Annotated in this window: 6 protein-coding genes; 3 read left to right on the forward strand and 3 right to left on the reverse strand. The window is 68.4% G+C overall.

Going from position 1 to position 9,552, the window contains the following annotated elements; translation table 11 throughout:
* The first annotated feature begins 40 nt into the window (after positions 1–40).
* From GTP44_RS21675 to GTP44_RS21685, 3 genes are read left to right on the forward strand one after another with little or no spacing between them, the layout of a single operon-like run.
* On the forward strand, positions 41–1,186 hold the full coding sequence (locus GTP44_RS21675) for an efflux RND transporter periplasmic adaptor subunit (RefSeq protein WP_161021044.1): 1,146 nt from the start codon (positions 41–43) through the stop codon (positions 1,184–1,186).
* A complete protein-coding gene (locus GTP44_RS21680; protein WP_161021045.1) occupies positions 1,179–4,304 on the forward strand; it encodes an efflux RND transporter permease subunit in 3,126 nt (1,041 codons plus the stop codon). The genes GTP44_RS21675 and GTP44_RS21680 overlap by 8 nt, the downstream gene beginning before the upstream one ends.
* A complete protein-coding gene (locus GTP44_RS21685; RefSeq protein WP_161021046.1) occupies positions 4,301–5,746 on the forward strand; it encodes an efflux transporter outer membrane subunit in 1,446 nt (481 codons plus the stop codon). Before GTP44_RS21680 ends, GTP44_RS21685 begins: the two co-directional genes overlap by 4 nt.
* Here the strand turns inward: GTP44_RS21685 and GTP44_RS21690 are convergent.
* Genes GTP44_RS21690 through GTP44_RS21700 form a run of 3 tightly spaced genes read right to left on the reverse strand, consistent with a single transcriptional unit; the run spans position 5,737 to position 8,874 of the window.
* On the reverse strand, positions 5,737–6,945 hold the full coding sequence (locus GTP44_RS21690; RefSeq protein ID WP_161021047.1) for an MFS transporter: 1,209 nt from the start codon (positions 6,943–6,945) through the stop codon (positions 5,737–5,739). The two genes, GTP44_RS21685 and GTP44_RS21690, sit on opposite strands and share 10 nt — an antisense overlap.
* Positions 6,942–8,192: an SLC13 family permease gene (locus tag GTP44_RS21695; RefSeq protein ID WP_161021048.1), complete on the reverse strand. Its 1,251-nt coding sequence runs from the start codon at positions 8,190–8,192 to the stop codon at positions 6,942–6,944. Before GTP44_RS21695 ends, GTP44_RS21690 begins: the two co-directional genes overlap by 4 nt.
* A complete protein-coding gene (locus GTP44_RS21700; protein ID WP_161021049.1) occupies positions 8,182–8,874 on the reverse strand; it encodes a hypothetical protein in 693 nt (230 codons plus the stop codon). The genes GTP44_RS21695 and GTP44_RS21700 overlap by 11 nt, the downstream gene beginning before the upstream one ends.
* Positions 8,875–9,552 lie beyond the last annotated feature (678 nt).

The following is a 9,552-nucleotide window of genomic DNA, read 5'->3' on the forward strand; positions in this document are numbered from 1 at the left end:
ATCTCATCCCGCCCGTGAGGGCGGTGGCCGGAGTATCGCCATGAAAAACAAAACCTTGCCAAATTTTTACATACCGAGCCTGCTGGGCGTCGCCTGTTTTAGCCTGATCGGCTGGAGCATCAGTGGCTTGCACGCCAAGGAAGCGCAGGCGCCGGAGGCGCCGGCCGCGCTGGTGCGCGAGGGCGACTTGCTGCGCATACCGGAGCAGTCGCCGTTGCGCCGCTCGTTGGCGGTGGTGGCGGTACCGCAACAAAGCGTGGCCGTGCCGTTCACGCTGCCGGCCGTGGTGGAAGCCGATCCCGCGCGTCTGGTGCGGGTGTTGCCGCCGCTGGCCGGGCGCATCGTCCGTCTCAACAAGCATCTGGGCGACGCGGTCAAGGCTGGCGAGGTGCTGTTCGTGATCGATGCGCCGGACTTCGCGCAGGCAGGCGCCGACGTGGCCAAGGCGCAGGCTGCGCTGACGCTGGCCCGCAGCAATCTGGAGCGCCAGCGTGAACTCGATAAATCGGAGATCGCCACGCGCCACGATCTGGAGCAGGCGCAGAGCGACTACGAGCAGGCAAGGAGCGAGGCCGCGCGCGCGAATGCGCGTCTGAACCAGGCCGGCGGCGCCTCGGCCAATCCGAAGTCGGAAGGTGGCACGGTGGCGGTGCGGTCGCCGATCAGCGGCCGCGTGGTCGCGCTGGCCGCCGCCGAGGGCGGGTACTGGAACGACGCCACCGCGCCGCTGATGACGGTGGCCGATTTGTCGCGGGTGTACGTCAGTGCCAACGCGCAGGAAAAAGATGTGGCCCAACTGTATGTCGGCCAGTCCGCCCAGGTCAAGCTGGATGCTTATGCCGATCCATTGCAGGGCAAGGTCGGCTACGTGGACGAGATGCTGGACCCCGACACCCGGACCGTCAAGGTGCGCCTGCCGTTCGATAACCGCGATGGTCGTCTGAAGCCGGGTATGTTCGCCGAGACAACGCTGCTGGCGCGCCCCCATCCGGGCCTGCTGATTCCGATGTCGGCGGTGATTCAGAGCGGCTTTTCCAGCCGCGCCTTCGTGGAAGTGAAACCGTGGCAGTTCGCGCCGCGTGAACTGAAGCTGGGGACCCAGATCGGCGAACAGGTGGAAGTGCTGGCCGGCCTGAAGGCGGGCGAGCGCGTTGTGGTCAAGGATGGAGTGCTGCTGAATGATTGAACGTCTGGTTACCCTTTGCTTCAACCGGCGCGGCATCTTGTCGCTGGTGTTCCTGCTGGTGGCGCTGTATGGCGCCTACTGCTGGACGCAACTGCCGCTGGAAGCCTATCCCGATATCGCCGACACCACCTCGCAGGTGGTGACCCAGGTGAACGGTCTGGCCGCCGAAGAGGTGGAGCAGCAAATTACCATCCCGCTGGAGCGCGAAATCATGGGCACGCCCGGCATGCATGTGATGCGCTCGAAGTCCACCTTCGGTCTGTCGCTGATCACCGTGGTGTTCCAGGACGGCGCCGAGGACTACTGGTCGCGCCAGCGCCTGCAAGAGCGCATCTCCGGCGTCAGCCTGCCGTATGGCGCGCAGCCGTCGCTCGATCCGCTGACATCGCCCATCGGCGAGATTTACCGCTACACGCTGGAGTCGAAAACGCGCAGCCTGCGCGAGCTGTCGGAACTACAGCGCTGGAAAGTCATACCGCGCCTGAAGCAGGCGTCGGGCGTGGTCGATGTCGGCAACTTCGGCGGACTGACCACCCAGTTCCTGCTGGAGTTTGATCCGGCCCGGCTGTCCAAATACAACCTGTCGCTGGCGCAGGTCACCCAGGCCATCGCCGCCAACAACGCCAATGCCGGCGGCAGCGTGCTGACGCGCGGCGAGCAGGGACTGGTGGTGCGCGGCGTCGGCCTGATTCACAGCCTGGACGACCTGGCCAACGTTGTCGTCGCGCAGAAGGATGGTGTGCCGGTGCTGGTGCGGGATCTCGGCAGTGTGACGCTCGGCGACCAGGAGCGCCACGGCGTGTTGGGCAAGGACCATGTGTCGGACACCGTGTCCGGCATTGTGCTGCTGCTGAAAAACGAGAATCCGTCGCGCGTGATCGGCGGCGTGCACGATGCGGTGCAGGATCTGAACGACCATCTGCTGCCCAAGGATGTGAAGGTGGTGCCCTATATGGACCGCAGCACGCTGGTTGACGCCACCGTGCATACGGTCGGCAAAACGCTGGTGGAGGGCGTGGTGCTGGTCACGCTGGTGATGGTGCTGTTCCTCGGCAGCCCACGCGCGGCGCTGATCGCGGCGGCGGCGATTCCTGTCTCGCTGATGATCGCCTTCATCCTGATGCATCACTTCAAGATCCCCGCCAATTTGCTGTCGCTGGGGGCGATCGACTTCGGCATCATCGTCGACGGCGCCATTTTTGTGCTGGAAGCGATTTTGCGCAAGCGCGAGGAGCAGCCGGAGGGCCTGATGTCTGGCCAGGCCGCCCTGGGCGCCACGTTGCAGGTGATGCGGCCGACCTTCTTCGGCATGCTGGTAATCATGATCGCCTACCTGCCGCTGTTCGCCTTCCAGCGTATCGAGTACAAGCTGTTTTCGCCGATGGCGTTCGCGGTCGGCTTTGCTCTGCTGGGCGCTTTGTTGATGACCATGACGCTGATTCCGGGCCTGGCTTTCTGGGCCTTCCGCAAGCCGCGCAAGATCTTCCATAATCCTGTGCTGGAATGGCTGATGCCGCGCTACGAGGCATTGCTGCAACGTCTGGTCGGCAAGTCAAAGCTGGTGTTGGCGGTGGCTGGTGTTACGCTGGCGGCGGTGGTGCTGGTGGGCGGGGCGATCGGTCGCGACTTCCTGCCGTCGCTGGATGAGGGCTCGATCTGGCTACAGGTGACGCTGCCGCCGGGGATCTCGCTGACCAAGGCGACCCAGATGGCCGACGCGCTGCGCGAAACCACGCTGCGCGAGCCGCAGGTGGCGCACGTGGTCACACAACTGGGCCGCAACGACGAGGGCACCGATCCGTTCACGCCGTCGCACATCGAATGCGCGGTGACGCTGCATCCGTACAGCGAATGGCCGTCCGGAATGACCAAGCAAGACCTGATCGACAAGCTGTCCGCCCGCTACCGCGAACTGCCACGCACCGACGTCGGCTTCTCGCAACCGATGATCGACGGTGTGCTCGACAAGCTGGCCGGCGCCCACTCCGATCTGGTGGTCAAGGTGTACGGCGAGGACTTCCACGAGACCCGCAAGCTGGCCAGCGCGGTTGAACATCTGCTGCGCACCGTGCCGGGCGCACAAGACGTGATCATCGACCAGGAGCCGCCGCTGCCACAGGTCCGTATCGATGTCGATCGCGCCGCCGCCGCGCGGCTGGGCATCAATGTGGCCGACGTGATGGCGCTGATCCAGACCGGCATCGGTGGCAGCCCGGTGACGCAGGTGTTTGTCGACGACCGCAGCTACGACGTGGCGGCGCGCTTCACCGGCAACACCCGCAACAACCCGCAGGCGATCGGCGATCTGGTGCTGAATGCGGCCAACGGCGCCCACGTGGCGCTGGCGCAGGTGGCGCATATCCGGCTGGCGGAGGGCGAAACCACCATCACCCGTGAAATGAGCCGCCGCCACCTGACCGTGCGCACCAATCTGCGTGGACGCGACCTGTCGTCGTTCCTGGCCGACGCGCAGTCGCGCATCGAGCGCGAGGTGAAGTATGATCACGCGCACTATCAGATCACCTGGGGCGGACAGTTTGAAAACCAACAGCGTGCGCAGGCACGGCTGGCGGTGATCGTGCCGGCGGTGCTGGCGCTGATGTTCGTGATGCTGTTCTCGGAGTTCGGCAATCTGCGCCAGCCTGGCCTGATTCTGATGGCGGTGCCGCTGTCCCTGCTGGGTGGCCTGGTGGCCTTGCAACTGCGCGGCATGACGCTGAATGTTTCGTCGGCGGTCGGCTTCATCGCCTTGTTCGGCGTGGCGGTGCTGAACGCGGTGGTGATGCTGGCGAACCTGAATCGCTGGCGCAAGCTGCTGCCGGACGACTTGCGTACCGCCGTCATCAACGGCGCGCGTGAACGGGTGCGGCCGGTGCTGACCACCGCCACGGTGGCGGCGCTCGGCCTGGTGCCGGCGGCGCTCGCGCATGGCCTGGGCAGCGACGTTCAGCGTCCGCTGGCGACGGTGGTAGTGGGCGGGCTGGTGACGGCCACCGTGCTGACGCTGGTGCTGTTGCCGGCACTGTATTACCTGATTGAAGAGCGGGCTGCCCGCCGCGCCGCCGCCGACGGCCATGGCCACGACTCGCAGCAAGCAATGGAAGGAGAACAACCATGATGAAACTGAGCCTGATGCCGTGCGCGCTGCTGTCGGCCTTCGTGCTGGCCGGCTGCGCCGTCGGTCCGGACTTCGTGCGGCCGGCCGCGCCGACCGCGCAGCGCTACACCGCCGAACCGTTGCGCGAATTGCCGGCGGACGGCGCGACCGGACAGCGTTTTGTCGCCGGACAGGACGTGCTGCCACGCTGGTGGACGCTGTTCGGCTCCGATGAATTGAACGCGCTGGTGGATGCGGCGCTGGCCGCCAATCCCGATTTGCAGGCGGCCGATGCCGGCCTGCGCGCGGCGCGCGAGACAGCCGCCGCCCAGCGTGGCGCGCTGGCGCCCACGGTCGACCTGCAACTGACGCCAACCCGCCAGCAGGTGGCGCGTACCTTGTCCAGCCCCACCGCGTCCGGCGTCAATCTGTACACGCTGCACACGGCGCAGTTGAACATCGCGTATGCGCCGGATGTCTTCGGCGGCACGCGCCGCGCGTTGGAGGCGGGCGCCGCGCAAGTTGACGCCGTGCGTTGCGAGGCCGACGCCGCGCGTCTGACGCTGGTGTCGAATCTGGTGCTGGCGGCGATCACCGACGCCTCCCTGCGCGCGCAGCTGGAAGCGATGACCGCACTGGCCGACAGCGCCCGCAAGCAGCTGGACGCGGTGCGCAAGCAGCAGCATGCCGGATTGCTGGGCGCGGCCGATGTCGCCGCGCAGGAAGCGCTGCTGGCGCAGGCGCAAGCGGGCTTGCCGCCGCTGGAAAAACAGCTGCAACAGCAGCGCGATCTGCTGGCGGTTCTGGTCGGCCGGCTGCCGTCTGACAGCCCGGCGTCGCAATTGACGTTCGATAGTCTGCATCTGCCGGAGCAATTGCCGGTCAGCCTGCCGGCGCGCCTGGTGGCGCAGCGCCCGGACATTCGCGCGGCGGAAGCGCAGTTGCATGCAGCCAGCGCGCAAGTCGGCGTGGCGCAGGCGGCGCGTCTGCCGGGTGTTTCGCTGACGGCGTCGCTGGGTAGTGCGGCGCTGACCACCGGCACGCTGTTCAAGGCCGGCACGGGTTTGTGGAGTATCGGCGCGGACCTGGTGCAGCCGCTGTTCCACGGCGGCGCCTTGATGCATGAGCAGCGCGCGGCGGAGGCGCAATACGATCAGGCGGCGGCGCAATATCGCAGCGTGGTGCTGACGGCGTTCCAGAACGTGGCCGACACGCTGTATGCGATCGAGGCGGACGCGCGCGGCCTGCGCGCTGCCGCCGCGGCGGAGCAGGCGGCGGGCCGCAGTCTGACAATCGCTCGACGTCAATGGCAGCTTGGCGGCGGCGCCTACACGGCGGTGCTGCAGGCGGAGCAGGCCTACCAGCAGGCGGCGATGGCGCTGATCCAGGCGCGCGCCGCGCGTTATGCCGACACGGTGGCGCTGTTCCAGGCGCTGGGCGGCGGTTGGCAGAATCAGGCCTGAGCGCTGGCATTCCCCTCCGGCGGCAGGCGGCGCAGCGCCGGTGCCAGCGCCGCCAGTGCCGCCAGCGCGACCGCGCCGTGCGCCAGATACGCCACCGGATAGCCGTAGTGCAGCACCAGATAGCCGGCCACCAGATTGCTGGTGGCCGCGCCGATGCCTTGCACCGTCATCACCGCCGCCAGCGCCAGGTTGAAATGGCCGCTGCCGCGCGTCAGCCGCTCGACCAGGAACGGCGTCAGAATCCCCAGCAGACCGACGCCCACGCCATCGAGCAGCTGCACCGGGTAAATCATCCAGAAATCGGCGAACCGCCAGGCCAGCAGCCCGCGTATCGGCAGGCTGAGCAAGGCTAGCGCGGCGGCCACCTTCACCCAGCGCGGCCGCAACAACCACGGCGCGGCCAGCGCCGCCGCCAGCGCCGCCAATTGCGACATCATGGTGATCAGCGCGGTGGTTTCAAACGGCCGCTGCATCTGCACGGCGAACTGCTGGGCGATCAGACGCGCCAGCGGCGCATTACCGAAGTGGAACAACGCCAGTGCCAGACTGAGCCATAGCAGCGGCCGGTTGCGGGCCAGCGCCGGCAGCGAGCCCGGCCCGGTGGCGGCGCCGGCTGCCATGCCGCGCGCGGCCGCGTGGTCGATGCGGTTGGCCGCGATCGCCAGCGTGGCGCCGATCGCGGCGGCCGTGGTGGCGATCATTAAGCCGGCCACGCCCGGCAGGCCGAGCCAGGCGCTGGCGGCCCAGGTGGCCGCCATCAGCAGCAGATTGCCGGCGTGGTTCCACGATTCGTTGTGCCCCAGTTGACGGCCGAAACGCTGCGGCCCGACCAGGCCCAGCGTGATGCCGGCGACGGCCGGTCCGATCAGCACCCCGGCCACCGCCGCCAGCGCCTGCGTGGAAAACACCACCCAGTGGCTGGGCGACACCAGACAGAACAAACTCATCAGCGTGATCAGTGTCACCGGCGCCGCCACCAGCAACCGCTTGTGGCGGCTGCGGTCGGCCAGTGCCCCGGCCGGTACGCCGGCCACCAGACCCAGTACGCCGCCGATCGTCGCCAGCAGGCCGAGGTCCATCGGCGACCAGCCTTTGGTGCTGAGATAGGCGTCGAGGAAGGGACCGAGCCCGTCGCGGGCGTCGGCCAGGAAAAAATTCAGCAAGCCGAGCGCCAGCAGGCTGGACGACGACGGCCTCATGCGGCCACCTGCAACAGCAGCAGCGCGGCCAGCAGGCCGGCCGGCATCACCACCGCGCCCAGCTTGAGAAATTGCCAGGCGCTCACTTGCACGCCTTCGCGTCGCAGCATGCTCAGCCACAAGATCGTCGCCAGCGAGCCGCTGACCGCCAGGTTCGGGCCGAGGTCGATGCCGATCAGGGCGGCGGCGCGCAGCGGCAGCGCCGCCGACAGATGTTCCAGCGTGGCCGCACCCAGCAGGCCGGTCGGCAGGTTGTTGGCCAGGTTGCAGGCCAAGGCCAGCACCACGCCGGTCAATGGCGTGGCCAGCGCCGGCAAGGCCGCTTGCAGTTGCTGTTGCCACGTCGCCAGCGCCGCCACCACGCCATGCGCCTGCAACGCGGCGATCAGCACGAACAAGCCGGCCACCATCAGCAGCACGTCCCACGCCAGACTGCGCAACACCATGGTCGGCAGGCTGCGGGTCTGCAAGCAGGTCAGCAGCAGCGCGACGGTGGCGGCGGCCAGCGTCACCGGTCCCAGCGCCGCGCCGATGGCCGACGCCACGCCGAGTACGATCACGGTGCCGGCCAGCGCGGCGATTGTCAGTCGGCCGGCGGCGCTCAGCGGAGGTGTGGCGATGTCGCGCGCGATGGTGTCTGGCAGGGCGCTGCGCACGCGCCAGCGCAGCGCCACATAGGTTGCGGTGATGGCGCCGATTGATGGCAGCAGGAAGATGCGCAGCCAGTCGCCAAGACTGGGCATGGCGGCGCCGAACACCACCAGGTTGGCGGGATTGGAGACCGGCAGCACAAAGCTGGCGGCGTTGGCGACAAAGGCGCAGATCAACAGATAAGGCAGCGGTGGCGCGCCGACAGCGCGGGCGACGGCGTAGACGGCCGGCGTCAGCACCACGGCGGTGGCGTCGTTCGACAGCAGCACCGTCACCAAGGTGCCGGCCAGATAGACCAGCAGAAACAGGCGCCGGCCGTCACCGGCGGCGGCGCGCGCGGCGTGCGCGGCCAGCCAGTCGAATACGCCGTGGCGCCGGCCCAGCTCGGCCAGCGTCATCATGCCGGCCAGGAACAGGTAGACGTCGCCGCCGCGCAGGACGGCGGGCCAGACGTCGGCCGGCGCGATCAATTTGCACAGTATCAGGCCCAGCACGGCAAGCGCCGCCCACACCGCCTCCGGCACGCGCCACGGACGCAGGACGATGCCTGCCATGGTCAGGGCGGTAATGGTCCATAAACTCGGTTCAGCGGGCATGTGGCGGGTGCTCCTTTGGTTTTGGTGGTGGTATGCCGGGCGCGGCGGATGCGGCCTGGCGGGCGGTGGCCGGGTCGGCGCCCACGCCCACCGCTTCCATGGCCAGGCCTTGCGCGCCCTTGGTGCCGATGCCGATGGCGGTGAACGGCTGGCCCGGCGACAGCGGACCGGAGGCCAGCTCCGGACGAAAATAGATCAGCGCGCCGTCGGTCAGCAGCACGCCATTGGCTTCGCCGCGCGGCCCGTGCAGCACCGCGTCGATGGTGCCGGCGGCCGTCAGGCGTTGCAGCGCGCGCGGCGCTGGTGGCGGAGGCGGCGCCGCGCCCGGCGGCTGCTCGCTGGCGCGCCGGCCGGAGGCGAGGTTGAGCACGACCACGGCGTGCAGCACGCCGTCCGGGCCGCTGTGTCCGATTACGCGGAGAGGATCGCCGACGGCGGCGGCCTCGCGCACCGACTGCGCCATCGGCGGGCCGAACAGCACGATGCGCCCGTCCCGCAGTCGCAGGCCGTTCAGTTCGCCATAAGGGGTGCTCAGATAGCGCTGTAGCACGCCTTCAGCCACGGCCGAAGGCGCGGGCGGCGGAGGGGGCGGAGGGGGCGGCGCGGCGCGCGCGGATTGGCAGCCCACGCCGATCAGCGTGGCTGCCAGCAGCAGCGCTGGCGCGTGGGTGCGCAGTTGCATCGCTGTTGCGCGCTATCGCTGTGGATCGACCGGCGGCGGTGGTGGCGGTGGCGCGTCCGCCGCGGGCGGCGCTCCGATCGCTCCTGGCGGAGGTGGTGGTGGAGGCGGCGGCCCGTCAGCCGGCGGGCGCGGGCCCGGTGGCGGCGCGGGACGTGCCGGTGGAATGCGCGGCGGTGGTGGGGGAGGCATGGCGTCCGCTGGCGGCGGCGGGGGAGGTGGCGCCAGCCCGGGCGGTGGCGGCGGTGGCATTTGCTGCGCCGGGGGCGGAGGCGGTGGTGGAGGCACTGGCGCGGCCGTGGCGCAGCCGCTCAGCGCCGCACAGCTCAGGGCTAGCCACAGCAACGATGGTTTAAGTACAGTCATGATCAACTCCTTTCAAGTCAAGTTGTACTCAAGACTATGCAGATCCCGTGCCAGCGGATTCAGGCGTAAAAGCCGTCCACCTGTCCGGTCTGGTGACACAACGCTGTCACAACGTCGGACAACTGGGGACCTCGAATTACTGCTGATTTGAACTGATGTGCTGAGAAAACGCCGGCTGTGGACGGATCCGCACGGCGGCTTCAGACCTTTTGGCACTTGTCTTGCTGTCCAGAACCACCTTTTTCGTGGTCCAGACGGACTGCGGGCGTCAAAACGCCGAAAACTTCGCCTCCTTCAGGTAGCAAAGGCGGCGCA

The sequence above is a fragment of the Duganella lactea genome, assembly GCF_009857505.1.
GTDB lineage: Bacteria > Pseudomonadota > Gammaproteobacteria > Burkholderiales > Burkholderiaceae_D > Rugamonas > Rugamonas lactea.

Coding starts and splice junctions, on each gene's coding strand:
- GTP44_RS21680 (WP_161021045.1), top strand. CDS start 1,179: ATGATTGAACGTCTGGTTACCCTTTGCTTCAACCGGCGCGGCATCTTG.
- GTP44_RS21700 (WP_161021049.1), bottom strand. CDS start 8,874: ATGCAACTGCGCACCCACGCGCCAGCGCTGCTGCTGGCAGCCACGCTG.
- GTP44_RS21685 (WP_161021046.1), top strand. CDS start 4,301: ATGATGAAACTGAGCCTGATGCCGTGCGCGCTGCTGTCGGCCTTCGTG.
- GTP44_RS21675 (WP_161021044.1), top strand. CDS start 41: ATGAAAAACAAAACCTTGCCAAATTTTTACATACCGAGCCTGCTGGGC.
- GTP44_RS21690 (WP_161021047.1), bottom strand. CDS start 6,945: ATGAGGCCGTCGTCGTCCAGCCTGCTGGCGCTCGGCTTGCTGAATTTT.
- GTP44_RS21695 (WP_161021048.1), bottom strand. CDS start 8,192: ATGCCCGCTGAACCGAGTTTATGGACCATTACCGCCCTGACCATGGCA.